We start from the raw sequence: 25,755 nt of genomic DNA, 5'->3' as shown, positions 1-25,755 counted from the left end.
AAGTATCTGGGGCGCTAGAGTTTTGGTGAGAATGGCCGCTCTTCGCGGGCAGGCCAGGGGCTGGCGGCTATGGCATCCTTCAGGGCCTGATATATCGCCGGATCTATGGCCGTTCCCTGCATATCATCCATTATCTCAAAGGCCTTTTCCAGCGGCAGTGCCGAGCGATAGGGCCGGTCCGCGGTCAGCGCGTCAAAGATGTCAGCAACCGTCAGCACGCGCATGTCGGTGGTGAGATCGGCGGCTGCAAGCCCATACGGGTAGCCTTTCCCGTCGAGCCGTTCATGATGGGCGGCTGCCACCTCCGCCACGTCTTCAAAGACTGAAATCCGCCGCAGAACGTCATGTCCCAGCACGGGATGCAGCTTCATGCAGGCGAACTCTTCCTCCGTAAGCTTGCCCGGTTTGTCGAGGATCGCATTGGATACCCCCAGCTTTCCCAGATCATGCAGAAGTCCGGCCCGCACCATCCAGCGACGATGCACCAGATCATGGCCCAACTGTTCACAGATCATGTCCGTGTAATGGGCGACCCGTTCGGAATGGCCGTAGGTAAAGGGGCTTTTTGCGTCGATAACCTTTGAAAAAGCGTAGGAAATTTCATCGAGATAGGTTTCATCAACCGTGAGGGTCGCCCGGGCGGAGCGATCCGAGAACACGCTCGCTTCCAGTCGACTGCTGGTCAATGCGTCATAGAAACCGGGGGATCGGATCACCCGGGTAAACACCGGAACGAGATCGGGATCGAACCAGCTTCCGGCACGCTCCTCCAGCTCGGTAGCGGCGGCTTTTGAGCCCATCTGTAGCGTGAACACATCGGTGACCTGAGCCATCAGCGCAATGCGCGAAAACAGCGGAATCTCGTCACCGCTGATGCCGGCCGGGTGGCCGCCGCCGTTCCAATGCTCGTCCAGCCCTGCGATCCCTTCTGCGACCTGTTCGGAGAACCGCATCAGCCGGGCGATCTCCGCGCCGCGATCGCAGCGGGTCTGGATCAGCTCAGTCGCCAGACTGCCGCTGCGGCCAATCACGCCGGTCACTGTTTTCAACCGCTTCAACCGGCTGTCGCCCTGGCCGGTATGGCGCAGGACAAATTCGAGCTTCTGCCGGGTGGTTCCGTCTACGAATTTGAAATTGCGTTTGAAGGTCAGATCATCCGTGCGGTAGAGCGCGCAGATGCGGGCGGCGTTAGAGCTACAGCCGAGATCCTTCAGAAGCAGGGTAAAGTAGAGATCAGCGCGATCCTCCTGCGACAGATCGAGGTAATCGGCGACCTGCATGCCGATCCAGCAGCATCTTACGCAATGACCCTCTGGCTGGCCTTCTGTAAGATCAAGCGCATGGCTGAGCGCGCCGAGGAGTTCGCCCAGCTGGACGGTCTGGCCGCCAACCTTTGGGTAGGTCACGCCATGCAGGACACCAGAGGAGACGGTCGCAACCGTCATCCCCGGACCCGGTCCGGACAGCGAATAGGGGGTCGGCGTGGCCACCATGACACGCATCCTTGTTCAAACGCGCGTCAAGCCTACTATCTTGGCCTTAATCTCAGGTTACCGCCCCGTGCGCGGCGCATTACGAGGGGCGTCACCCGTTTGGCAGCCCCCTGACAGCCCCATCTCAGGCCACCCGATTGGCCGAGGCCCGCAGCAGCGTTTGCGTATAGGGGTGCTGTGTCTGCCCGGCGCGCATGGCATCAATGCTGAGCACCTCTACAATCTCGCCATGCTGCATCACCGCCGCCGCATCACACATATGCGCAACGACCGCGAGGTCATGAGACACCATCACAAAGGTCAGCCCATGCGCGGCACGTAAATCGCTGAGAAGGTTCAGGATCTCCGCTTGCACCGAGACATCCAGCGCCGAGGTCGGCTCGTCCAGCAGCAGGATATCCGGCCGTGGGGCCAGCGCGCGGGCGATGGCGACGCGCTGCCGCTGACCACCGGACAGCTGGTGCGGATAGCGAAAGCGGAACGACGGCCCAAGACCAACATCCTGCAGCAGCTGTTCCACCCGTGCATCGATGTCGCGGAACCCGTGCAGATGCAGTGTCTCCGACAGCACCTGATCCACGGATTGACGCGGGTGCAGCGAGGCATAGGGATCCTGAAACACCATCTGAACGGTCTTGTAGAATGCGCGGTCACGGGTCGGTCCAAGCCGTTTGCCCTCAACCGATATCTCACCGTTCCACTGCGGCGCGAGACCGGTGATGGCTTTCAGGATAGTGGATTTTCCTGAGCCGCTTTCGCCGACGAGGCCGAAACTGGCGCCGGTCTCGACCGCCAGAGACGCCGATTTCACGGCATGGACCAATGCGCCACGGTCGCCGAAATAGACGTTTAAGTTATTGATTTCCAGCGCCATTGTCATCTGCGACCCTCCACGCTGGGCGCATCCCGCCAGGCGGGATCACGTTGCAGCACCTCAAGCCGAGGACGCGGAGCATCAAATCGGGGCAGGCTGCCGAGCAGACCTCGTGTATAAGGGTGCTGCGCTTCGTGCAGCTGATCGGCGTCGCAGACCTCGACGATGCGGCCTGCATACATGATCAGCACCCGATCACAGAACTGCGACACCAGATTGAGATCGTGGCTGATAAAGATCAGCCCCATGCCGCGTTCCTTCACCAGCCGATCCATGATCGACAGCACCTGTCCCTGCACCGAGACATCCAGCGCCGAGGTCGGCTCATCCGCGATCAGGATTTCGGGGTTTGGGATCAGCATCATGGCAATCATGATCCGTTGCCCCATGCCACCCGACATCTCATGCGGGTAGGCGGTCATCACGCGCTCCGGGTCGCGGATCGACACAGCCTCCAGCATTTCCAAGGCCTTGGCATAGGCCTCGGTCTTGGTGGATTTGCTGTGCAGGCGGTGGGCTTCGATCAGTTGATCGCCGATGGTCATCACCGGGTTGAGCGAGAATTTGGGATCCTGCATCACCATGGAGATCTGTTCGCCGCGAACCTTGCGCATCTCGCGCTCCGATTTTGCCAGCAGGTTCTCGCCGTGCAGACTGATGTGATCCGCCTCGACAATGCCGGGTGGCCGGATCAGTCGTAGGATGGCGCGACCGGTCATTGACTTGCCGGAGCCGCTTTCCCCAACGATGCCGAGCCGTTCACGGCCGAGCGAGAAGGACACACCGCGCACTGCGTCAAAGATGCCATTGCGGGTGGGAAACCGCACCCAGAGGTTTTCGATATCCAGAAGCGGGCTCATGAGGCGCTGTCCTTTGGGTCCAATACGTCGCGCAGGCCATCTCCGAGCAGGTTGAACGCCAGCGAAACGGCAAAAATGGCAAGACCGGGCATGGTGGCCACCCACCAGTGATCGAGGATGAACCGGCGCCCTTCGGAGATCATCGCGCCCCATTCCGGGCTTGGTGGCTGGGCGCCAAGGCCGAGGAATCCCAGACCGGCGGCGGCCAGAATGATGCCTGCCATATCGAGCGTCACCCGAACGATCAGCGAGGAGATGCAGAGTGGCCAGATATGTTTGATAATGATCCTGAGCGGGCCTGCGCCTTGCAGGCGGATCGCGCTGATATAGTCTGAGGAGCGGATCGTCAGTGTCTCGGCCCGCGCCATCCGTGCATAGGGCGGCCAGGCAGTGAGCGAGATCGCCAGCACCGCGTTTTCAATCCCGGCGCCAAGAGCAGCGACAAAGGCCAGCGCCAGCACCAGCCGTGGAAACGCCAGGAAAATATCGGTGATCCGCATCAGAATGATATCGGCCCAGCCGCCGACGTAGCCGGAGACGGTGCCAACCAGAAGGCCCGCAACCGGTGCAATCAGCGCCACCAGCGCCACGATATAGAGGGTGATGCGGGCGCCATGGATCAACCGGCTGAGGATATCACGACCAAGGGAATCCGTGCCCAGAATATGCCCCTCGCTGCCCAACGGTTGCAGCCGATTGGCGAGATTCTGCACATATGGGTCATGGGGCGCGATCACCGGCGCCAGCAGCGCGATGGAAATCAACAAAATCAGGATGGCCAGCCCGACCATCGCCATATGGTTCTGCTTCAGCGACAGCCAGCCCTGATAGAGTGCCGCTAGCCGGGCCTGACGCCGCGATCTCGGCGTGTCGGTCAGCAGCCAGGCGCGCAGGCCCTGCTGAGGGGCCGGGGTTTGCGATGACAGGCTCATTTCGACCTCGGATCAAAGACTTTGTAGAGAAGATCGGAGAAGATATTGAGGCAGATGAACACGAGCCCCACAACAACTGTACCGCCCAGTACCGCATTCATGTCAGCCGACAAAAGTGCGGTGGTGATATAGCTGCCGATCCCCGGCCAGGAAAAGATGATTTCGGTCAGAACCGATCCCTCAAGCAGATTGGCATAGCTTAGGGCGATCACGGTGATCAGCTGCACGCGGATATTGCGAAATGCGTGCGTCCAGACCACGGCCCATTCACTCATGCCTTTGACGCGGGCGGTGGTGATATATTCCGCCGAGAGCTGTTCGAGCATGAACGAGCGCGTCATGCGGCTGATATAGGCAAGGCTGTAATAGCCGAGCAGCGCGGCGGGCAGCGCGATATGAGAAAACGCGTCGCGAAACGCGCCCCAATCACCTGCAATCAGCGAGTCCACCAGGATCATGCCTGTGACCGACGGGATCATATCCTCGTAGAAAATACCCTGACGTCCGGGGCCGCCGACCCAGCCCAGAATGCCGTAGAACAGCAAGAGCCCCATCAGTCCGAGCCAGAAGATCGGCATGGAATAGCCCACAAGTGCAATCACGCGGGCAATCTGGTCGATCCAGCTGCCCCGGCGTACGGCGGCGATGACCCCCAGCGGCACGCCCAGAATGCAGCCGAAGAGAATGCCAATAGTGGCAAGTTCAAAGGTCGCCGGAAACACGCGCGCGATATCGGAGGAAACATCCCGCGCGGTCAGCAGCGAGGTTCCGAAATCACCGCGCAGCACATCGGTGACATAGTAGAAAAACTGAATAGCCAGCGACCGGTCCAGACCCAGCTCACGGTAGGCGGCATTATACTGCTCCTCGGTGGCGCGTTCCCCCACGATGGCCAGCACCGGATCAATGGGCATCACCCGACCAATCAGGAAGGTCACGAACAAGAGGCCCAGCATGGTGACTGCGATGGACGACAGCGTCACCAGTGTGCCGCGCGCCCAAGGGGGGAGAGGCAGCCAAGGCCGCCGCTCCGTTTCTGTTGCGAAATTCGCCATTTTACTTGGTCACGTCCCAGTAGGCGACGGAGGTGATCGCCCCGCCGAGGCTCAGCCCTTCGACATTGTCGGCCATGCCAGCCTGTTCGATCAGCTGGAACATGATGGCAAAGGGGGCTGTGTCGCGGAACTCTGCCTGAATTTCGTGGTACATCTCGGCGCGCTTGTCGGTGTCGCCCTCGACCACGGCGGCGGCAACCTTTTCCGTCAGCCCGCCGGTGTCCCAGCCGTTGCGCCAGGCCAGAAGACCGGTTGCATTGGCTTCGTCCGAGTTATCCGGGTTATAGGCAAAGGTCCCCGCATTGGTATGCGGATCAGGATAGTCCGGGCCCCATGCGCCCAGATAGATATCCAGTTCCCGCGCGCGGTATTTGCCCAAGATCTGTTTGCCAGTGCCAACCTCAAGGTTCAGCGTGATCCCGGCCTGTGCAAAGGTGTTTTGCAGCGACTGTGCAATTTCCAGCCGTTCCTGCGCTTCGCGTACGCCGACGGTCAGCTCCAGATTTTCGACACCGGCCTCTGCCAGCAGCGCCTTGGCCTTTTCCACATCGAGCGAGAAGGGGTTTTCGTCCACAGCGCCCAGATAGGTCTTCGGCAGGAAGTTCTGGTGACCGACATACCAGTTCTTCAGGAAGCTGTTTTCCATCCCGTCATAGTCGATGAGATATTTCAGCGCCTGACGGACCTGCGGCTTCGACAGTTCCGGGTGTTTCTGGTTGAAGGAGACATACATCAGGCGGCCGCGCATTTCGCGCAGCACCTCGACACCCTCAACACCGGCCAGACCGTCCACATCCGAGGGCGTCAGATCGCGGGCCACGTCGATATCACCGCGTTCCAGCATCAGGCGCTGGGTGGCGCTTTCCTGAACGTGGCGCACGATGACGCGCTTCATTTCTGGCTCACCGCCATAATACGAGGGGTTTGCGCTCAGGGTGACACTTTCCTTCGGCTTCCAGCTGGCCAGGCTGTAGGGGCCGGAGCCTGCCGAATTGGTGGTCAGCCAATTGTTGCCCATATCGCCATCGACCTCATTGGCCATGACCAGTTCCTTGTCGACGATGGCGCCGATGGTCGCCGTAAGGCAGTTCAGAACAAAGGAGGTCGCATAGCGTTTGTCGGTGGTGATAGACAGCGTATTGCCATCAACCTTGATGGTTTCATCGACGTTTTCGGGCGTAAAGCCAAACTGCGTGATGATGAAGGACGGCGTCTTGTTCAGAATGACCGCGCGCTTCAGCGAAAACGCCGCATCCTCGGCCCGGACCGGGTTGCCGGACTGGAAGGTCACGCCTTCGCGCATGGTAAAGGTGATGGTGCGGCCATCCTCGGAGACGGTCCAGCTTTCGGCCAGATCGGGCTGATAGCCGGCGTCCAGATCGGAGGGGTCAAAGTTGACCAGCTTGCCATAGATGTTGCGGATCACATCGGCACCCGCAAATTCAAAGCTCTGCGCCGGATCCAGCGTGGTGATATCGTCAATGCGGTTGGCAATAACCAGCATATTGGCGGGCGTCTCAGCCATGGTCGCCATCGGGGTGAGGCCAATCGCCAGCCCCAGCGCGGCGGTGCCAAGAAGGGTATGAATGGTTTTCATCTTTAACTCCCTATTGTGTTTTTGATCTTGGAATATCGCGCTGTTGTCAGCGTCTTGTTGTTGTGTGGGTCTGAACCGGAGCGCGCACCGGTCAGCTGCACGCCTCCGTTTTCGGGCTGCGCCAGGTGGCATCCAGAACCCGCATCCAGTTGTCGTGACATAGTTTCTTCATCAACGTCTCATCCACACCGTGGTGACGCAGAGCGGCGCGAAGCGCGGGCAGGCCTGCAACGGTCCTGATCTCCCGCGGTACGGTGGCCCCGTCGAAATCCGAGCCGAAACCAACCCGATCCTCGCCGAGCTGGCTGATCAGGTGGTCGATATGGCGCAGCATCCGGTCAATCGGGGTGTTTTCGTCCATCCGACCATCTTCGCGCAGAAAGGCGACCGCAAAGTTCAGGCCGACCATCCCGTCACTGTCGCGGATCGCGTGCAGCTGGCGGTCGGTGAGGTTGCGGCTGTGCGGCGTCAGCGCATGGGCATTGGAATGGGTGGCCACCAGCGGCGCTGCGCTCAGCTTGGCGACATCCCAGAAACCGGCCTCGTTCAGATGCGACAGGTCGATCATAACACCCAGATCATTGCAGCGCCGGATCAGCCGTTTGCCATCCTCCGTCAGCCCCGGACCGGTATCGGGTGATCCCGGAAACCGGAAGGGCACGCCATGGCCGAACCTTGTCGGGCGGCTCCACACCGGACCGATTGAGCGAAGCCCGGCCTGATAAAGCAGGTCGAGCATGTGTAAATCCGGATCAATTGCCTCCGCGCCCTCCATATGCAGCACCGCCGCCATCATCCCGGTCGAGAGGCAGTCGCGAATATCTTCGGTTGTGCGGCAGACCTTCAGCGCGCCGTCGCTTTCCAGCTGAAACAGCAGGGACGCCTGCGACAGAGCGACAGGGGCGGCATCGGGCCAGCTGATCGCCGCCGACAGCGGCATATCATAGCTGTCTGCCATCATCTCGTCTTCGCTATCCAGACTGTGGCCATCCGGAATATAGATCGCAAAGAAGCCGCCGCCAAAGCCGCCCGTGCGCGCTTTGGCCAGATCAATCTGGCGCCCGCCGTTGCCTTGGAACCCGTCCACGCCGGATGAAATATCGCGATTGTGCAATCGCAGCAAAACATCGTTGTGGCCGTCGAAAATCAGAGGGTCAGTCATTTTTCTTCCTAATTCCCTGATATGAGGTCGTATCTTTTGCGCTAACGCAAGGGAATTTACGCCAGTTTCCCGGATAAGACGGACGACGGCCCAAAAACTGCCATCTAACTGGGAGGAATGGCGTGACAGCGGTCATCTTGCCCGCTGGTCGTTCGACCGGGCCGGGAAGATGTTCGATTATCGCGCAATGGCGACTCGGCTGGTCAGGCCTGTTTCAGCCCGTAGGTGGCGAAGGCAGCAAGCGCCTCCTCCATCTGCGCGGTGCTTAGCAGTTTTGGTGTGCCGATGCTGCGGGCCAGTATGTACGTCCGCGCCAAACTCTCCAGCTCCACCATGCGCCACATCGCCCGCGCCAGCGTATCACCGGTCACAAGGGCCCCATGGTTTGCCATCAGGCAGGCGTGGCGGTCGGCCATGGCGTGGACGACATGATCCGACAATTCAGCCGTACCGAACAGCGCGTAATCCGCCAGCGGCACGTCATCTCCGCCAAAGGCCGCGACCATATAGTGGCAGGCCGGGATCGTCATGTGGTTCACGGCGAGAGCGCAGCAATGCGCCGGATGGGCATGGACGACCGCCATCGCCTCCGGCTTCGCCGCAAGCAGCGCCTGATGAAACTGCCACTCCGACGACGGGGCCGGCTGTGCATCCTCGGGATCAGGCCCGCCCGCAAGCGGCATTCGGACGATCATCTCCGGGCTCATCGCCTCATAAGGGATGCCGGACGGGGTGATCAGCATGTCACCCCCAGCGATCCGCACGGAGATATTGCCGGAGGTGCCCTGATTGATGCCGGTCCGGTTCATCTCCAGGCAGGCATCAATGATGGACTGACGCAGGGCGCGGCTGTCATCCGGGGCGGGTCTGATCATGGCGCGGTCACCCGGCCTTGCGGATAAGATCGGGGAACAGCGCCGCCAGCCCCTCGGCAGAGGCATCGCAGATGCCGCGCTCTGTGATCAGCCCGGTGACCAGCCGATTGGGGGTCACGTCAAAGGCCGGGTTGCCGCAGACCGCGCCGTCCGGTGTCACACGCGCAAGCCCGATGTCGCCGCTATCAAGCACGCCCTGCACATGGCTTACCTCGCGGCTGTCGCGGTCCTCGATCGGGATCTCTGCAACGCCATCGGTCACCGTCCAGTCGATGGTCGGCGAGGGCAGGGCGACATAGAAGGGCACCCCGTTGTCATGGGCTGCCAGTGCCTTCAGATAGGTGCCGATCTTGTTGCAGACATCACCCTGACGCGTGGTGCGGTCGGTGCCGGTGATCACCAGGTCGACCTGTCCGTGCTGCATCAGATGACCGCCGGCATTGTCGGTGATGTAGCTGTGGCTAATACCATGGCTGCCCAGTTCCCAGGCGGTCAGCGCGCCCTGATTGCGCGGGCGGGTCTCATCGACCCAGACATGGATCGGAATTCCGGCATCATGGGCCTGATACATCGGGCTGGTGGCGGTGCCCCAGTCAACCGTGGCGATCCAGCCTGCATTGCAATGGGTGAGCAGCCGCACCGGCTCACCTGCGGGTTTCTTCTGTGCGATCTCACGGATCAGGGTCAGCCCGTAAGTGCCGATGCGCCGGTTGATTTCAACATCCTCATCGGCGATTGCATGGGCCAGTTTCAGTGCGGCGTCAGCACGCTCATCCTCGGGCAGGGGACGCAGGACCTCCATGCAGCGGTTTAGCGCCCAGCGCAGGTTGATCGCAGTGGGGCGGGTCGCATTGAGCTGCTCCCAAGCGGCCTCCAGCGCACCGTCCGAAGGATCAAGCTCGGCCGCCAGCGCCATGCCATAGGCAGCGGTGGCTCCGATCAGCGGCGCGCCACGCACCCGCATCTCGACGATGGCGGTCGCGAAATCATCCAGTGTTGCAACCGGCTGAATGCGAAACTCATGGGGCAGCCAACGCTGGTCGATAATCATCAGAACCGATTGATCCTCGTCCCACCAGAGCGAGCGATAATGTGTGCCGTTGACCTTCACTGCGGTGTCCTCCGTTGATGGCTGGCCCAGCGCCGCCGCTGATGCCGTCCTTGCGCATTGGCGGTAAAGTGCAATCCTCTTGCGCAGCTAGCCGCCGCGCAACCTCTGCATGAGGTAGATTTCATTCTGGGGCCGGAGCGGTTCATCAAGACTGGCAGCAATGATCCGGCCGTCCACGGCAACGGATACGCCTGCGTCGAGAGCCGGTGCAAGTGCGGGATAGGCAGATTTGAGCGCTGCGATCATCCCGCCGATTGTGGCGGCCTGAACCTCCACTGCGTCCTGCCCATCTGCAAACCGTCGCAGGCCCGACCAGAGGTGTACGGTCAGGCGCGGTGTGCCCGCGCCCTGACCTGTGGCGCTGTACTCAGGTGCCATTGCGGCGCCTCAGCCCGTCTTGGCACGCTGCTGATCCAGGGCGGCCAGAATGCGCGGTGGCGACATCGGCAGCGCATGCAAGCGCACCCCCGCCGCCGCAGAGACTGCATTGGCGATGGCCGCGAGAGGCGGACAGATCGAGGTTTCGCCGACACCGCGCACGCCAAAGGGATGACCGGGGTTCGGCACCTCGACAATCACCGTGTCGATCATTGGCAGGTCCGAGGCGACGGGGATCCGATAGTCGAGGAACACCGCATTCTGCAACCGGCCGTCCTCGCCGTAGATATATTCCTCATTCAGCGCCCAGCCGATGCCCTGTGCGGCACCGCCCTGAAACTGACCTTCGACATAGGTGGGATGGATCGCCTTGCCAGCATCCTGAATGACCGTATAGCGCGTCACAGCGGTCTTGCCGGTTTCGGGATCTACCTCCGCATCGACGATATGGGTGGCAAAGGAGACGCCGGCCCCTTCGGGCGTCGCCTCGAAATGGCCCGAGATCGGTCCGCCGGTCTTGCCCATGTCGCGGGTAATCTCCGCCAGCGGCATCGGGTCGAAGTTGCCCGCATTGGGACCGGAGGGCACGGCATGGCCGTCCTCCCATTTCACAGCATCCTCGGGAATACCCCATTTGGCCGCGGCGCGTTTGCTGAGCTTGGCCACGGCATCCTCTGCCGCCTTGATCGTGGCAAGGCCGCTGGCATAGGTCACCCGGCTGCCGTGGGAGACGTCATTATAACCAAGCGTGGCAGTATCGGCGATGGTGACGCGGATGCTCTCATAGGGAATGCCCAGAACCTCTGCCGCCATCAGCGCCATGGAGGCGCGGGAGCCGCCGATATCGGGCGTGCCAACAGAAATCTGACAGGTGCCATCCTCTGACAGCGACAATGACACCGAGGTTTCGCCACCATGGTTGAACCAGAAGCCGCAGGAGATCCCGCGCCCCTGACCGGGCTTCAGCGGGGCACTGTAGTGGGGATGCGCCTTGGCAGCCTCGAGCGTTTCGACCAGACCAATACGTTCGAACTTTGGCCCGTAGGAGGCTTTGGTGCCCTCGCGCGCGGCATTTTTCAGGCGCACTTCGATTGGGTCGAGATCCAGTTTACGGCAGAGCTCGTCAATCACAGATTCCACCGCATAAGCCGCCATCGGAGAGCCGGGCGCGCGATAGGCCGCCTGTTTGGGGCGGTTGCTCATGACGTCATAGCCAATCTGCTGGACGTTCTTCAGATCATAGGGCGCAAAGGCACACATTGCGGTCATATCCGCAGGCGCACCCGGAAAGGCACCGCCCTGTAGGCGGAAGGTGCCCTGTGCTGCGGTAATGATACCATCAGCGGTCATGCCGATCTTGATATCCATGGAGGTCGAGGCGGTGGGGCCGGTGGCGCGGAACACCTCGGGGCGGCTCATCACCAGTTTGACCGGGCGATTGGACTTGCGCGACAGGGCCAGTGCGACAGGTTCGATGAACACCGTGGTCTTGCCGCCAAAGCCACCGCCGATTTCCGAGGCGGTGACGCGCAGCTGCGATGTCTCAATCCCCAACAGCGCCGCGCAGTTCTTCTGCACATACCAGTGGCCCTGCGTACAGCACCACAGCTCACCCTTGCCGTCCTGTCCCAGCTGCGCAAGGCAGGCATGGGGTTCGATATAGCCCTGATGCGTCGCCTCGGTGACGAAATGCTCCTCGACCACCAGATCGGCCTTGGCAAAGCCCGCCTCGACATCGCCATGGCCGCTTTCGTGGTAGCGCACCACGTTTGGGTGCATCCCCTCCGGCACAGAGTAATCGGCAGCGCCCTCGCGGATCACCGGTGCATCCTTGGCCATCGCCTTATCGACATCGGTCACATGGGGCAGCACCTCATACTCGACCTCGATCAGCTTCAGCGCGTCACGTGCGGCGAGGGCCGAGGTGGCCGCCACAGCCGCGATGGCATGGCCATCATAGAGCGCGGTATCGCCCGCCATCACGTTTTCCAGCACATTCCATTGTTCGCCTTCCAGCCCCGGCGCGGGTTTGATGGCGTCCGAGAAATCGGCACGGGTGACAATCGCCTTCACATCGCTCAGCGCCTCGGCCTTGCTGGTGTCGATATGTTTGATCCGGGCATGGGCGTGAGGGCTACGCAGGATGGCCCCGAAGAGCATTCCCGGTGCCGTGATATCGGCGCCAAAGCGCGCCTTGCCCGTGACCTTGTCCAGACCATCGGGGCGGTTGGGACGGGTGCCCACCTGGGTGAAATCGGTCTTGCGTTGATCCAGAGCCATTATGATGCCTCCCGCATCTCTGCCGCCGCGTCCATGACGGCGCGAATGATCTTGTCATAGCCGGTACAGCGGCACAGATTGCCCGCCAGCCAATAACGCACTTCGGTCTCGCTGGGGTCCGGGTTCTTCTCCAGCAGCGCCTTGGCCGCGACCAGAATGCCCGGCGTGCAGATACCGCATTGCAGCGCGGCGTGGTCGATGAACTTCTGTTGCAGCGGATGCAGTGTTTCGCCAGCAGCGATGCCTTCGACGGTGGCGATTTCCTGGCCTGCGGCTTCGACGCCGAGCACCAGACAGGAACAGACCAGCCGCCCGTTGAGAGTGATCGAACAGGCGCCACAGTCGCCGGTGCCGCAGCCTTCCTTGGCACCGGTGAGGTTCAAACGGTCGCGCAGCACATCAAGTAGCGTTTCGCGCGGATCGCAGAGGTAATCGACGGCATCGCCGTTGACGGTGGCCGAGACGTGGATCTTCGTGCTCATGCTTTGTCTCCCTTGGCGCGGGCATAGGCGGTTTCTGCGGCGCGGCGGGCCATTACGCCCGCCACCTGCGTGCGAAAGGCAATGGTGCCGCGTTTGTCGGTGATCGGTGAGCAGGCATCAGAGGCAGCGGTGGCCAGTCGCCCCAAGGCCGCGTCGTCCAGCCTGGAGCCGATCAGGGCATCGGCACAGGCCTGCACCAGCAGTACCGTGGGCGCGACAGCTCCGAGGGCAACGCGGGCATCCGCGACGGTGTCGCCCTCCAGCCGAAGCCAGACACCACAGCCGACCACGGCGATGTCCATCTCGGTTCGCGGGATAAACCGCAGATAGGCGTCGCCCTGACCGGGTACGGCGGGCGGCAGATGCACCGCCGTGATCAACTCGCCGGGCTTCAGCGTGGTCTTGCCGGGAGCTGCCGGAATATCCACGACCGCGGCGCGGCGATTGCCGTCAGGTCCGGTGATGCTGACCGATGCACCTGCCGCAACAATAGCCGGCACGCTGTCGGCGGCAGGGGAGGCATTGCAGAGGTTACCGACAAGCGTGGCCCGGCCCTGCACCTGGGTGGATCCGATCAGGTCCATCGCCTCAACCACGCCCGGCCATGCGGCCGACAGGTCATCATGTTCGGACATTTCGGCTCCGGCCACCGCGGCGCCGATGGTCCAGCTGCCATCGCTTTCCTTGCGGATGTCGCGGACGCCATCAATCGCCTTGATGTCGATCAGCGTATCCGGCGTGACGATATCGGCGCGCATCTGCACCAGCACATCGGTGCCGCCGGCCAGAACACGGGTAACACCCGATGCTGAAGCCGCCAGCTCCGCCGCTTCGGCAAAGCTGGTTGGTCGGTGATAGTTCATTGGGACTGTCCTTTTGCTGGCCTGCTGCAGGTGGCTGATGGGTGGGTCCGGATGTCCGGGGCATGGAATGCGCTGCGGGCTGTCTCGACGCATATGCCTGGCCGCGGGCCAAGGCGGTGCGCTTTTCGGTATCTTGCGTCCTTGCGCAGTCTTCGGCAAGCCGCCATCGCAGCCGGTTTCGGACATAGGCGTGAAATCTCACGCTCGCAAAGTACAATCGGCAGTGATGTTCACATACCGCACCGGGCAACGACCGAGGGCGCGCTTAGGTGGCAGGGGCCCATAAACGGGGAGGGTATTACGCTTTTGCCCCTTGCGGTGTCGGATCCAGTCTTTTATGGCGGCGGCAATTCCAGAAATATTCTAGAAAATATCGCCATCAAAGGGGTTTGAATGGCGAAGTTGGGTTGCGCATGGGTGTGACAATCTGCCACAGTGCGCCGAATCCAATGGATGTGGATGCGGGGGAATATTCCGGGATTGGTATCAGATACGCTGAAACCTCGTGCCTGCGGGGCCACAGGCCGATCGTAAGCCTTGACTTGGTCTGATGCGCCTGAAACGCTTTAACCGCTGGACCTGCCGGAAATTGTTGCCAGAACGCGCGACAAAACACACCTGGCGTCTACATGTCCCCAAGGGTTCAACGACCCCAGCCGCGCCGTGTGCGGCTCTACGGTTTCGAAGACAAAAACGTGGGAGAACACTACATATGACCAACACCAAGCTGGCCGTTAGCGCCCTTGTGGCTACCGCCTTCATGGCACCTGCCGCGATGGCAGAAGAATTCATCACAATCGGTACCGGCGGTGTGACCGGCGTGTACTACCCGACCGGTGGCGCGATCTGCCGTCTGGTCAACAAGACCCGCAAGGAGCACGGTATCCGCTGCTCCGTGGAATCCACCGGTGGCTCCGTCTACAACATCAACACCATCCGTGATGGTGAGCTGGAATTCGGTGTGGCGCAGTCCGACTGGCAGTACCACGCCTATAACGGCACCTCCAAATTCGAAGAGCAGGGCGCCTTTGAAGGTCTGCGTGCCGTGTTCTCCGTTCACCCGGAGCCCTTTACCGTTGTGGCGCGTGCCGATGCCGGCATCACCAATTTCGACGACCTCCAGGGCAAGCGCGTCAACATCGGCAACCCCGGTTCCGGTCAGCGTGGCACCATGGAAGTGCTGCTGGAAGCCAAGGGCTGGGGCATGGACAGCTTTGCGCTGGCAACCGAGCTGAAGGCCGCCGAACAGTCCGCAGCGCTCTGCGACAACCAGATCGACGCCATGGTCTACACCGTTGGCCACCCCTCCGGCTCGATCCAGGAAGCCACCACCGCCTGCGACTCCGTCCTGGTGACCGTGGATGGCGAAGCGGTTGAAAAGCTGATCGCTGACAACTCCTTCTACCGGACTGCAACCATTCCCGGCGGCATGTACCGTGGCTCCGACGCGGATGTGAGCACATTCGGCGTTGGCGCGACCTTCGTGACCTCTGATCAGGTCTCGGACGAGGCGGTCTACACCGTGGTGAAAGCGGTCTTTGAAAACTTCGAAGACTTCAAAAAACTGCACCCGGCCTTCGCCAACCTGAAGCCTGAGGAAATGGCAACTGCAGGCCTGTCCGCACCGCTGCATCCCGGCGCGGCGAAGTACTACAAAGAACAGGGCTGGGTTGAATAACCAGACCGATTGATCGAACGGGGCGCCATGGCGCCCCGTTTTGCACCTGCGGTCTCCACGTCCGCTGACCGGGGTGTCAAGAACAAGTGGAGCAGTACCTGCACCCAAGCGGTACGAGCTTTCGAGGGGAACCATCATGACAAGTGAAACACAGGGCAAAGGTCCGCTGTCGGAGGAAGAGCTTCAGGCTCTTGTTGCCTCATCAGACTCCGGCGCCCGCAACCCGATTGGCAGCGTAGGGCTGTTCCTGGCCATTGTGGCCTGCATCTGGTCGGCCTTTCAGGTGCTGCTGGCCTCTCCGGTTGCCAATCTCGTGCTACCGGGCAGCGTCGTAAACAATGCGCGCCAGATCCATCTGGCCTTTGCCATTTTTCTCGCCTATGCGGCCTATCCCGCGCTGAAGAGCAGCCCGACGGACCGGATCCCGGTTCAGGACTGGATCCTGGCGCTGATGGGCACATTTACCGCACTTTATGGCTATATCTTCTACGAGAAGATCGTGAATGCCGGTGGCAAGGGTGATGACATCGACACGGTCTTTGCTGCGATCGGTCTTGTGCTGCTGTTTGAGGGCGCGCGCCGCGCCCTTGGCCCGGCGATGGCAATCGTGGCCTCTGTGTTCCTGCTGTATGTTTTCTTCGGCTCATCCGAGCTGGTCCCCGATGTGATCCGCTGGAAAGGCGCATCGCTGGACCGCGCGATGGAGCAGATGTGGATCACCTCGGAAGGTGTGTTTGGCATCGCGCTGGGGGTGTCGACGAAATTCGTGTTTCTCTTCGTCCTGTTCGGTGCACTTCTGGATAAGGCGGGTGCCGGCAATTACTTTATCAAGATGGCCTTTGGCGCGCTTGGTCACCTGCGCGGCGGCCCGGCAAAGGCGGCGGTGGTCGGCTCGGCCGCAACCGGTCTGATCTCCGGCTCCTCGATTGCCAATGTCGTGACCACCGGCACCTTCACCATTCCGCTGATGAAGCGGGTTGGCTTCACCTCGGAGCAGGCCGGTTCGGTAGAGGTTGCCTCCTCTGTCAATGGCCAGATCATGCCGCCGGTTATGGGCGCGGCTGCGTTTCTCATGGTGGAATATGTCGGTATTTCTTATGTCGAGGTGATCACCCATGCGTTCCTGCCGGCGACGATCTCCTATATCGCGCTGATCTACATCGTGCATCTGGAAGCGGTAAAGCGGAAGATGCCGACCCTGGGCAACCGCGAAGTAAACCTGATGCGCACGGCGCTGGGGATGCTGAGCTTCTTCCTGGTGTTTGCGGGGCTGTGCTATGGCACCCAATTCCCGGTTGATGCGATCGAAGCCGTCGCTCCAAGCGCAGCCGGCCTGATCATCACCTGTCTGGTTGCATTGGTCTATGTCGCGCTGGTCTATATGGCAGCGCAGGTTCCCGACCTTGAACCCGATGATCCCAACGCCAAGGACATCGAACTGCCCGAGGTTGGCGAGATCTACAAGGCCGGTCTGCATTACCTGCTGCCGATCATCGTGCTGGTTTACTTCCTGATGATCGAACAGAAATCGCCGGGCCTGTCGGCTTTCTGGGCGACCGCCTTGCTATTCGTGATCCTGCTCACCCAGAAACCGCTTAAGGCGCTGTTCCGCGGGCAGAGCAACCTGCTGCACAACTTTATGGATGGGCTCAACGACCTGTGGCACGGCATGGTGGATGGTGCGCGCAACATGATCGGTATCGCGCTGGCAACAGCAACAGCCGGCGTGATCGTAGGCACGGTGACCCTCACCGGTGTTGGTCAGGTCATGGCCGATCTGGTTGAGTTCCTGTCGGGCGGCAACCTGATCCTGATGCTGGTGATGGTAGGGCTGTTGTCCCTGATCCTCGGCATGGGTCTGCCCACGACGGCGAACTACATCGTTGTCAGCTCGCTGATGGCGGGCGTTGTGGTAGAACTGGGGGCGCAATCCGGTCTGATCGTGCCGCTGATCGCGGTGCATCTATTTGTGTTCTACTTCGGCATCATGGCGGATGTGACACCGCCTGTGGGCCTTGCGAGCTTTGCCGCGGCGGCTGTCTCCGGGGGCGATGCGATCCGTACCGGCTTCATCGCCTTCTTCTACAGCCTGCGCACCGTGGCGCTGCCGTTTGTGTTCATCTTCAACACCGATCTTCTGCTGATTGATGTCACCTGGGCTGAGGGGATACTGGTTGCGGTGACCGCCACCATTGCGATCCTTGTCTTTACTGCCGGCACCATGGGATATTTCCTGACCCGCAGCCGGATCTATGAAAGCGTGGCGCTGGTGGCGATTGCCTTTGCAATCTTCCGTCCCGGCTTCTTCATGGATTACATCCAGCCGCCGTTCACGCAGGTAGAGCCGGCCGAGCTGGTCACCGCGCTCGACGATGTCCCCGAAGGCACCGAAGTGCGCGTGAAAGTGGCGGGTCCCGATTTCGACACTGGCGAGATGACCGAAACCACTTTGGTTCTGACCGTCGGCGCAGAGGGCGGGCAGACAAGCCTCGATCAGTTCGGACTGCTGCCGCTGGAAGAAGACGGCATTGTCAAACTGGAAGAGCCGATGTTCGGCACCCCGGCGCAGCCGATGCTGGACGGGTTTGATTTCTATCTGGATGACCCGGTATCCTTGACCTCGGTGCAGGTGCCGTCGGATCAGCTGCCCAAGGAGCTGATCTTTATCCCGGCGCTGCTGCTGCTGGGGCTTGTTGCCCTGATGCAAACGGGCCGTGCCCGCCAAGAGGAGGCAATGGCATGAGTAAATCTGTTCTCTGCGCGCTGGAACTGAACGGCGACACGACGGACCGCAAGGTGCTGGCAGAGGCGGCCCGACTGGCCGATCTGGATGGCGCGCAGCTGGATGTCGTCAATGTGCTGCCCGATTTTGGCGAAAGCTGGGTCTCGGGGTTCTTCGAAGAGCACCACCATGAACGCGCGGTAAAGGAAACCGCAGATCATCTGGGCAAGCTCTGCGAGGAGGTCCTCGGCGCCGAACGCAACGCCAAGGTGCGGCATCTGGTGGCCACCGGCAAAGCCTATCAGGAAATCCTGAAGGTCGCGGACAAGGCGGGAACCGATCTGATCGTGATCGGCGCGCATAAGCCGGAGCTGTCGGATTATCTGCTGGGACCCAATGCGGCGCGGGTGATCCGCCATTCCACCTGTTCGGTCTATGTGGTGCGCTGATCCGCAGGCATTCTAACCGCATATCTCCGTATTTAAGGGGCGCCCGATCGGGCGCCCCTTTTTCCGTCGCCCATGCGCCCGGTCTGCCTTTAGTCGGGAGGCGGCGCGTAACCTGTCATCTCCAGATATCCCTTACCGCTGTGGCTGCCGGTGATCCGCACCGGTCCCTCCCAATAGGGAAAGGACATCGCCATCCAGGCCTGCGGGTTCAGCGCGGTGACTTCGATATCGAGGCCGCGTTCGGGCAGGCGCAGGTTCCACTCCGTTGGGACCGCGCGACCGGCAACCTGTGTCAGCCCGCGCGGCGTTGCCTGAAGATGCCCCGGCTCCAGCGGAGAGGGCGTGCCATCGGCTGCGATCCATGTGCCTGAGGTGAACAGGCTGCTGCCCCGCAACTGAAACCCCATCAGCTTTTCGCCACTATCAAAGCGCAGCGAAAACCAGTCCCAGCCGCTCTGATCCTCAGACAGGGGCTGGCTTGACCATTCACGGTCCAGCCAGCCTTCTCCGGTCACCTGCACCGGGCCGCCGGGCAGCTGCAATGTGCCGCTCAGCTGATAGTGCGGCTGGGAATAATAGTAGCTGGCCTGTCCATCCGCCGATTTCACCGAATAGCCGCCATCCCCCTGCAAGACCAAGGGACCATTGGCTGTGAGAGAGAGATCATAGCGAAAATCCTGCCCGGTCGCGCGCAGGCTCAGCGCGTCCAGACCGGCATCGCGGCCGCGCATGAACCAATCGTCGATATAGGCCTCAAACGGAGCGGTGGTGACACCGGCCTGCCCAATGCCACCCCGCGCCAGCCGCTCGGCGTGAAAATGGGCGTCGGGCGTCGTCAGACCGGCGTGGCCCATCCAGATCTGGGGGTCTTCCCAGGCGGATGCGGTCGGCATCGAACGGGCATCACCCGGTTGCAGGGCAGACCGGAACAGCGTCCACTGAACCCCGTAGTCACGCCCGTCATCTCCGGTCAGATTGGCGGTCAGATACCACCACTCGATGCGGAACTCGGGGTGCGCGCCGTGATCACGCGGGAAAACCAGCTGGGTGCCGCGTGCAGGTACTGCAAACCCGTCCACCTCGGTTCCGAGCCCGGCATATCCCTGCGCCGCAGCCGGACCGGCAAGCCGGATTACCAGCACCAGCACCGCGACAAGGCCGCAGAAAATCGCTTGGAGAGCAGGCTTAGCGTTCATTGGCAAAGACCCTCAGCAGATCGGCGGGTTTCAGCTTTGACAGCCGCCGTGCCGGCAGGGCCGCCGCCAGCGCGGCCGCCGCCAGCGCCATCAGGAACAGCCTTAGCCAGTCCAGCGGAAACAGAAACATCGGCAGGCGCCAGCCGAAGGCTTCGACATTGACAACCGCGAGCAATGCCCAGCCCAGCAACAGGCCGAGAGGCAGGGCGAGCAGGGCCGTCAGCCCGGCCAGGATCACGCTGCGCAGAAGTTCATATCTGGCCAGTTGACGGCGTGTCAGCCCCATCGCCCAGATCGGCGCCAGCTGCGGCAGACGTTGGCTCCAGAGCGTCAGCAGGCTGGTCAGCATTGCAAAGCCAGCGACGCCGAAAGTCAGCAGATTCAGCGCTCCGGTCACGACAAAAGTACGGTCAAAAATCGCCAGCGACTGCCGCTTAAGCGCGCTCTGGTCGATGAAGGCACTGGACGGCAGATCGAAATCCTGTTGCAGCTGACGGCGCAGGCGCGCCACGTCCTCAACCGGCAGACGCAGGCCAAAACGGCGGTTCTCGATCAGCGGGCGATGCTCCAGCAGGGTGGCGAGACCGACAATCGCCTGCGGGTTGGGGTTGCCATAGTCGGAATAGACGCCTGCTATCCGCATGTGCCATTCCGGTGCAATCTGCAGCAGATCTCCGGTTTCCAGGTCGCCACGGCGCGCCAGCTGTTCGTTGATCAGCGCGCCGCTGCCGTCGGCCACCTGCTGCCAGACGGTTGCGTCGGCCTGCAACAGCGGCCAGTTGTCGCGATAGGTGGCATCATCGACCACACCGTAAACGTCCATCGGGGCGCCGCTGTAGCGCTCATCACTGTGGCGGATTGGCAGGGCGCGGATGCCCCTCTCCGCCAGCCAGGGCAGCACCTCATCGGCCATCTCGTCGCGCGGAAGCGTCATATAGAGCTCCGAGGCCAGCCGTTGATCTAACCAGCCAAGGAAGGTGAGGCGAAAGCTGGAAACCATTGTGCCAACACCGATATTTGTCGCCAGCGCCAGAAGAAGTGCCATCAGCGCCAGCGACAGACCCGGCAGCTGCGCGCGCATGTCCGCCCATAACCAGAGCGTCACCGGGCCACGCGCCATTCGGGTTCCGACCAAGGCCAGCCGCGATAGCGTCAGCGGCAGCAGCAGCGCGGCCCCCAGCATCAGACAGCCGAGAAAGACAAAGCCAGCCAGCAGCCCGTCGAACAGCACCGGTATTGCTGCCGCCGCCAGCACCATCAGCGCACCGGTCGCAGCAGAGAGCCGATGGCCGCGCAGCGCCTGCTGACCGCGCGCGGTTGCAGCTGGCGCTGCAAGAATGGGCAATCGCGACAGGCTGTACCAGCTTTGACCACCGGCCAGCATCATGCCTGCCAAGGCCATGGCAAGGCCAGAAAGCACCCAACCCGGACGCAGGTTCAGGCTGCCGTCGACCGAGGCGCCATACAGCCCCGAAAGGGTTGCGCTGACACCGGGAAGGAGAGCCGCCGCGATCAGATAGCCAAGGATCAGGCCAAGCAACGCCGCCACAAGCGTGATTGCCAATAGTTCAGCAAAAACAAGCCAGACCAGAGTGTTGAGCGGTAACCCTAAACTGCGCAGGCTGCGGAACATGCCGCGTCTCTGCTCAATCCCCAATGCGATGGTGCCCTGTACGATGAACAGGCCCACCGCAAAGGACAGCAGCCCAAAGGCGGTGAGGTTGAGGTGAAAACTGCGGGTGAGCTGCGCCGTATCCGCGCCGGTTGATGCGCTCTGCAAACGCAGGTCAGGTACCAGTTCGCCCAGCGATCTGAGCCCGCCGGGTTGCGCATCCAGCACCATCAGGCGGCTGATCGCATCCGGTCGCGCGAGCAGTCGCGCCGCAGTCGCTATGTCACTGATCAAAACGTCTCGGGGAACCGCTGTGCTGCGCGTTGTCGGAGGCAGATCAAGATCGAGGTCGGTCACATCCGTCTCGGGGTGCAAGAACAGGTGACCAGGTGCCAGCAGCAGATCCGCCGGGGAAAGCGCCACAGATGTGTCGCCGTCGGATTCTGTCGCAGTTCCGGCTTCGCTCAGCCGTTCCATCATCGGATGCGAGAGGATATCAATGCCCACCATCTGAAGACGCCTTCGGCCGGAGCCTGTTTGTTGGTTTGTGAGGTAACCGATCAGTATCGGCGAGAGCTGCCAACCTTCACGTCGCAGCGCAACATATTGGGAAATATTAATATCTCCCTCTGGATTTACGAGATAGCTTTGTCCGGACGGGGAGATGCTCTCTGCGGCTTCGGCATAGCTTGCACGCGCCTCGGCATTGATCGCCTGCACCGCAGACCAGAGCGCGGTGGCCAGCGCGAGACCGGTGATCAGCATGGCCAATTGTAGCGGGTGCTGGCGCCAGTGAGACTGAATCGCGGAGAATGCAGCCGCTCTCATGTCCCGGCCTCACGCAGGCGGCCATTGCTGAGGTGGATTTGCCTGTCTAGCAAGCCCGCAATGGCCTGCGAATGGGTGACGAGCAGCAGCGCCGCGCCAGTTTCCCGCACCAGTTCCAGCATCAGCTCCATGACCGAAGCACTTGACGTTTCGTCCAGATTACCGGTCGGCTCATCCGCCAGCAGCAGCTTTGGGCGCAGCGCCAGCGCGCGGGCAATAGCGACCCGCTGCTGCTGTCCGCCAGACAGCTGTTCGGGGTAGCGCCCCTGTAGTTCGGCCAGCCCCAGCCGACGGGTCAATGCCTCGATCCAAGGGGCATCAACCGTGTCGGCCAGCCGGGCATGCAGGCTGATGTTCTGACCAACGGTCAGGGCCGGGATCAGGTTGAACTGCTGAAACACCAGGGACACATGTCGTCGCCGCAGCGCCGCGCGCCCGGTGTCATCCAGCTCGGCGAGGGACACATCATCCACCACTATGCGGCCGCGGTCGAACTGATCCAGCGCGGCCGCCAGGTGCAGCAACGTGCTTTTGCCGGATCCGCTGTCTCCGGTGAGTGCGAGGCTGCACCCGGCGGCCAGATCCAGCGAGACACGGTCCAAAACCGGAACAGCGCCGGACGGCCCCGAATAGGACTTGCTGACCTCCTCAATGATTAGCATCGACGTATAACCTTTTGCGGTTGTTATGGTTTGTCCGACTGCGCCGCGATACATCCGGCGACCAGACAGGCAGATCTTGCAGGCTGACCTTTCCGGGGGTCCCGGCCCAAGACAACAGATAACATTGACGCGCCCTGATGTAGGCCCCATTTGAAGCTTGCCCATGCAATAATGGGGTTGGGCTCAACAAAGGCTACGCCATGTCGCTGTTCTCACTGCCATTCCGCTGGTCATCGCGAGGTCTGGCACCTGCCATTCTGGCCGCTCTGGCAGCGGTCCCGCTGACGGAGGTCGCCGTGGCGCAAACGGCGTCCGGCAGCCGCGAAGCGCTCTGCCGCAGCCGGGCGGAGGCCTACGCCGGCGCGCCGCGCAGTGATGCCCCTGACGGTCTGCGGCTGGGCAATGATCGCGCCGGGATCACTTTCTCCGGGACAGTTCGGATCGGGATCAGTGTGCAGGAGGGCAAGCTGCGCCGCGCGAGATCACGCAGCGGTTCCGAAGCCGAGGACCGCGATGATTACTTCAACACGCCCGAGGCGCAGCGCAAGCGGCTGGTCAAACAGTACTATCGCGATTGCATGTTGCAGAGCTGATTTCGTAGACTGCGCCAAAACCGGAGCCGTGAGCCGAGCCGATCGCGGCTGATCGACAGATCCATCGGCGCAAGGTCAACGAATGAGGGCAGGGACATGACACTCATCCAGCAGCTGCTGCTCGGCAGCCTGTACCTTGGGATCTGCCTTGTCGTGGAGGCTGGGTTGCTGGTGTTCTGCATCCATGTTCTGCGCAGACGGCTTGGCGTGCTGCAACGTGGGCGGCGCTTTGTGCAGATGAGCGCAGTGCTGGCGGTTGCCATCGGGCTGATCGTCTTTGCTCATACGCTGCAGGTCTGGATCTGGGCCACGGCGCTGATTTTCTCTGGTGCCATAGGCGACTGGAATACTGCGATTTATTTCTCGCTCGCGACCTATACCACCCTCGGCTACGGCGATATCGTCCTTGGCGAGGGGATGCGGATCTTTGCGGCCTTCGGCGCAGTTACCGGGCTCTTTGCCTTTGGCATCAGCACGGCGTTTCTGGTGGCTGCATTGCGAGAGGTGTTTCTGCTGGAAGATACCGCGCCGGTGAGAGTACGCTGACCCGTCACCTCCGGCGTGGTGCCCTACAGGATTGGCGCCAGCAGGCGCGCGACAGGCGCACCAAAGCGGATGGTCACCGGTTGCGCGTCCAGATCCGTCTCCAGAAGCGTTGACGATGCCATGTCCTCATCCAGCATCTGCGCCACCTGTTCTGCCGTTTCCGCATCAAAGCACAGCGCCATACTCTCAAAATTCAGCCGGAAAGAACGGTTGTCGAGGTTCATCGTGCCCACCGCCGCGATGGTATCATCCACGACAAAAACCTTCTGGTGCACAAATCCGGCCTGATACCTGTAGATTTTGACACCAACCTCGCGCAGGTCGTCAAAATAGGCGTAGGCAGCCAGCCAGGGTGCGTAGTGATCCGCAGTCTCGGGCAACAGGATGCGCACATCGACCCCGCGCATGGCGGCGTTCTTCAACGCAGCCACAACATCCTGATCCGGCACGAAATAAGGCGAGGCAAGCCAGATCCGGGAACGCGCTGCGGAGATGGCAGAGAAATACAGCATCGAGCCGTTGATGGTACTGTCTCCCGGCCCGGTTTCGACCACCAGCGCGGGTTTGCCTGTGCCCTCAACCGGGGCGCAGTCCCAGGTCAGCAGGTCAAGGATCGGATCCTCGGTCAACCAGAACCAATCCTCCGCATAGCCCAGCTGTAGCTGCTGCACGACCGGACCGGTCAACCGCACCTGCGTATCGCGCCAAGCGCCAAAGGTCGGGTCGCGCCCCATGTATTCATCGCCGATATTCATTCCGCCCGTAAAGCCGACACGCCCATCGACGATGACCGTCTTGCGATGGTTCCTGAAGTTCAGGTGAAACCGATGTTTCGGGCCGGGGCGGGTGCTGGGGTCAACCTGATTGACACCTGCCGCCTCCAACGCCTCGCGGTATCGGTTTGACAGCCCGTGACTGCCTACCGCATCCGTCATGAACCAGACAGCAACGCCGCGCGCGTGCGTCAAGCAAGGCGGTCTTGAACCGCTGTCCGATCTTGTCATCGCGCACGATGTAGAAATGGACCAGAACGTAATCCTCTGCCGCATCAATGGCCTCGATAATCGCATCGGCGATTTCAGCGCCGTTTTTGAGCAGCTCAAACCCGTTGCCCCGGCAAACCGGATAACCGGCCAGCCGTTCGAAGGGGGCCTGGTTCGCGGCCAGTTGATCGCGGTCCTGTGTGTGAAGATCTGAGTAGACGCGCAGCGCGTTCAGGACCCGCTCCGCCTCGCGCCGGGTGGCGCGATACCTCGAAAACCGGCGTTGCCCGAAAAACAGATAGAGCGGCAGCGCCACCAGCGGAGCGGACAGCAAAAATACCACCCAGCCGATTGCCCCTTGCGGCGTGCGGGCGGTGCGGGCCGCCTTCAGAGAGGCCAGACCCGCAAGCACCCACATCATCAGCACTGCCGATGTGCTTATCGCAATCCAGGCCATCGCCGCGCTCCCTGTCGCATATCTTCTGGCCAAACCTACATCCGGCGGATGGGCTTGGCTATATCTC

At 61.6% G+C, this 25,755-nt stretch carries 21 protein-coding genes and 1 pseudogene; 5 read left to right on the top strand and 17 right to left on the bottom strand.

Annotated elements, in window-relative coordinates; all coding sequences use genetic code 11:
- Positions 1-14: 14 nt before the first annotated feature.
- The 13 genes from VWZ85_RS11925 to VWZ85_RS11865 all read right to left on the bottom strand — a co-directional run bounded on the left by VWZ85_RS11925 (position 15) and on the right by VWZ85_RS11865 (position 13,962).
- Positions 15-1,493: an HD-GYP domain-containing protein gene (locus VWZ85_RS11925; protein WP_416540151.1), complete on the bottom strand. Its 1,479-nt coding sequence runs from the start codon at positions 1,491-1,493 to the stop codon at positions 15-17.
- A gap of 124 nt (positions 1,494-1,617) precedes the next feature.
- Positions 1,618-2,373, bottom strand: coding sequence for an ABC transporter ATP-binding protein (locus tag VWZ85_RS11920; protein WP_340545624.1), 756 nt, complete (start codon positions 2,371-2,373; stop codon positions 1,618-1,620).
- A complete protein-coding gene (locus tag VWZ85_RS11915; RefSeq protein WP_416538774.1) occupies positions 2,370-3,227 on the bottom strand; it encodes an ABC transporter ATP-binding protein in 858 nt (285 codons plus the stop codon). The genes VWZ85_RS11920 and VWZ85_RS11915 overlap by 4 nt, the downstream gene beginning before the upstream one ends.
- A complete protein-coding gene (nikC, locus tag VWZ85_RS11910; protein WP_340545622.1) occupies positions 3,224-4,159 on the bottom strand; it encodes a nickel transporter permease in 936 nt (311 codons plus the stop codon). Before nikC ends, VWZ85_RS11915 begins: the two co-directional genes overlap by 4 nt.
- On the bottom strand, positions 4,156-5,214 hold the full coding sequence (locus VWZ85_RS11905) for an ABC transporter permease (RefSeq protein ID WP_416588393.1): 1,059 nt from the start codon (positions 5,212-5,214) through the stop codon (positions 4,156-4,158). Before VWZ85_RS11905 ends, nikC begins: the two co-directional genes overlap by 4 nt.
- A gap of 1 nt (position 5,215) precedes the next feature.
- Entirely contained in the window at positions 5,216-6,811 is a 1,596-nt protein-coding gene (locus VWZ85_RS11900; RefSeq protein ID WP_340545620.1) for an ABC transporter substrate-binding protein, read from the bottom strand.
- 91 nt (positions 6,812-6,902) lie between these two features.
- Positions 6,903-7,973: a dipeptidase gene (locus VWZ85_RS11895; protein WP_416588391.1), complete on the bottom strand. Its 1,071-nt coding sequence runs from the start codon at positions 7,971-7,973 to the stop codon at positions 6,903-6,905.
- A 203-nt stretch (positions 7,974-8,176) separates the two neighbouring features.
- Positions 8,177-8,848 (bottom strand): class II aldolase/adducin family protein, encoded by a 672-nt coding sequence (locus VWZ85_RS11890; protein WP_416588388.1) that lies wholly within the window; start codon positions 8,846-8,848, stop codon positions 8,177-8,179.
- A gap of 7 nt (positions 8,849-8,855) precedes the next feature.
- A complete protein-coding gene (gene mtnA, locus VWZ85_RS11885) occupies positions 8,856-9,959 on the bottom strand; it encodes an S-methyl-5-thioribose-1-phosphate isomerase (protein WP_416588385.1) in 1,104 nt (367 codons plus the stop codon).
- Positions 9,960-10,046: 87 nt separating this feature from the next.
- Entirely contained in the window at positions 10,047-10,337 is a 291-nt protein-coding gene (locus tag VWZ85_RS11880; protein ID WP_416588383.1) for a MoaD/ThiS family protein, read from the bottom strand.
- 9 nt (positions 10,338-10,346) lie between these two features.
- A complete protein-coding gene (locus tag VWZ85_RS11875) occupies positions 10,347-12,617 on the bottom strand; it encodes a xanthine dehydrogenase family protein molybdopterin-binding subunit (protein WP_416538770.1) in 2,271 nt (756 codons plus the stop codon).
- Complete coding sequence (locus VWZ85_RS11870; protein ID WP_340545614.1) at positions 12,617-13,099, bottom strand: (2Fe-2S)-binding protein; 483 nt, start codon at positions 13,097-13,099, stop codon at positions 12,617-12,619. The genes VWZ85_RS11875 and VWZ85_RS11870 overlap by 1 nt, the downstream gene beginning before the upstream one ends.
- Positions 13,096-13,962: an FAD binding domain-containing protein gene (locus VWZ85_RS11865; RefSeq protein ID WP_416588381.1), complete on the bottom strand. Its 867-nt coding sequence runs from the start codon at positions 13,960-13,962 to the stop codon at positions 13,096-13,098. The genes VWZ85_RS11870 and VWZ85_RS11865 overlap by 4 nt, the downstream gene beginning before the upstream one ends.
- A 712-nt stretch (positions 13,963-14,674) precedes the next feature.
- Here VWZ85_RS11865 and VWZ85_RS11860 point away from each other — a divergent pair.
- The 3 genes from VWZ85_RS11860 (at position 14,675) to VWZ85_RS11850 (ending at position 18,811) form a co-directional block, all read left to right on the top strand.
- Positions 14,675-15,640 carry a TAXI family TRAP transporter solute-binding subunit gene (locus VWZ85_RS11860; RefSeq protein ID WP_340545612.1) on the top strand — a complete coding sequence of 322 codons (966 nt, stop codon included), beginning with the start codon at positions 14,675-14,677 and terminating at the stop codon, positions 15,638-15,640.
- Positions 15,641-15,776: 136 nt separating this feature from the next.
- Positions 15,777-18,383, top strand: a complete 2,607-nt coding sequence (locus tag VWZ85_RS11855) for a TRAP transporter permease (RefSeq protein WP_416588378.1) — start codon at positions 15,777-15,779, stop codon at positions 18,381-18,383.
- Positions 18,380-18,811, top strand: coding sequence for a universal stress protein (locus tag VWZ85_RS11850; protein ID WP_340545610.1), 432 nt, complete (start codon positions 18,380-18,382; stop codon positions 18,809-18,811). The genes VWZ85_RS11855 and VWZ85_RS11850 overlap by 4 nt, the downstream gene beginning before the upstream one ends.
- Before the next feature lie 89 nt (positions 18,812-18,900).
- Here the strand turns inward: VWZ85_RS11850 and VWZ85_RS11845 are convergent, their stop codons facing one another.
- Genes VWZ85_RS11845 through VWZ85_RS11835 form a run of 3 tightly spaced genes read right to left on the bottom strand, consistent with a single transcriptional unit; the run spans position 18,901 to position 23,109 of the window.
- Positions 18,901-20,007, bottom strand: a complete 1,107-nt coding sequence (locus VWZ85_RS11845) for a lipocalin-like domain-containing protein (protein ID WP_416588375.1) — start codon at positions 20,005-20,007, stop codon at positions 18,901-18,903.
- Positions 19,997-22,447, bottom strand: a complete 2,451-nt coding sequence (locus VWZ85_RS11840) for an FtsX-like permease family protein (RefSeq protein ID WP_416588372.1) — start codon at positions 22,445-22,447, stop codon at positions 19,997-19,999. The genes VWZ85_RS11845 and VWZ85_RS11840 overlap by 11 nt, the downstream gene beginning before the upstream one ends.
- Positions 22,444-23,109 (bottom strand): ABC transporter ATP-binding protein, encoded by a 666-nt coding sequence (locus VWZ85_RS11835; protein ID WP_416588371.1) that lies wholly within the window; start codon positions 23,107-23,109, stop codon positions 22,444-22,446. Before VWZ85_RS11835 ends, VWZ85_RS11840 begins: the two co-directional genes overlap by 4 nt.
- A 200-nt stretch (positions 23,110-23,309) precedes the next feature.
- On the opposite strand from VWZ85_RS11835, the gene VWZ85_RS11830 reads away from it, so the two are divergent.
- Positions 23,310-23,702, top strand: a complete 393-nt coding sequence (locus tag VWZ85_RS11830; RefSeq protein ID WP_416588368.1) for a hypothetical protein — start codon at positions 23,310-23,312, stop codon at positions 23,700-23,702.
- Between the two features lie 96 nt (positions 23,703-23,798).
- Positions 23,799-24,248, top strand: coding sequence for a potassium channel family protein (locus VWZ85_RS11825; RefSeq protein ID WP_340545605.1), 450 nt, complete (start codon positions 23,799-23,801; stop codon positions 24,246-24,248).
- A gap of 23 nt (positions 24,249-24,271) precedes the next feature.
- On the opposite strand, the pseudogene cls reads toward VWZ85_RS11825, so the two are convergent.
- Positions 24,272-25,688: pseudogene (cls, locus tag VWZ85_RS11820) on the bottom strand (cardiolipin synthase).
- Between the last annotated feature and the right edge of the window lie 67 nt (positions 25,689-25,755).

Source organism: Phaeobacter sp. JH20_29, assembly GCF_048056175.1.
GTDB classification, from domain to species: Bacteria; Pseudomonadota; Alphaproteobacteria; order Rhodobacterales; family Rhodobacteraceae; genus Phaeobacter; species Phaeobacter bryozoorum.
The sequence above is the reverse complement of the archived record's forward strand: the minus strand, read 5'-3'. Positions and strand labels throughout refer to the sequence as shown.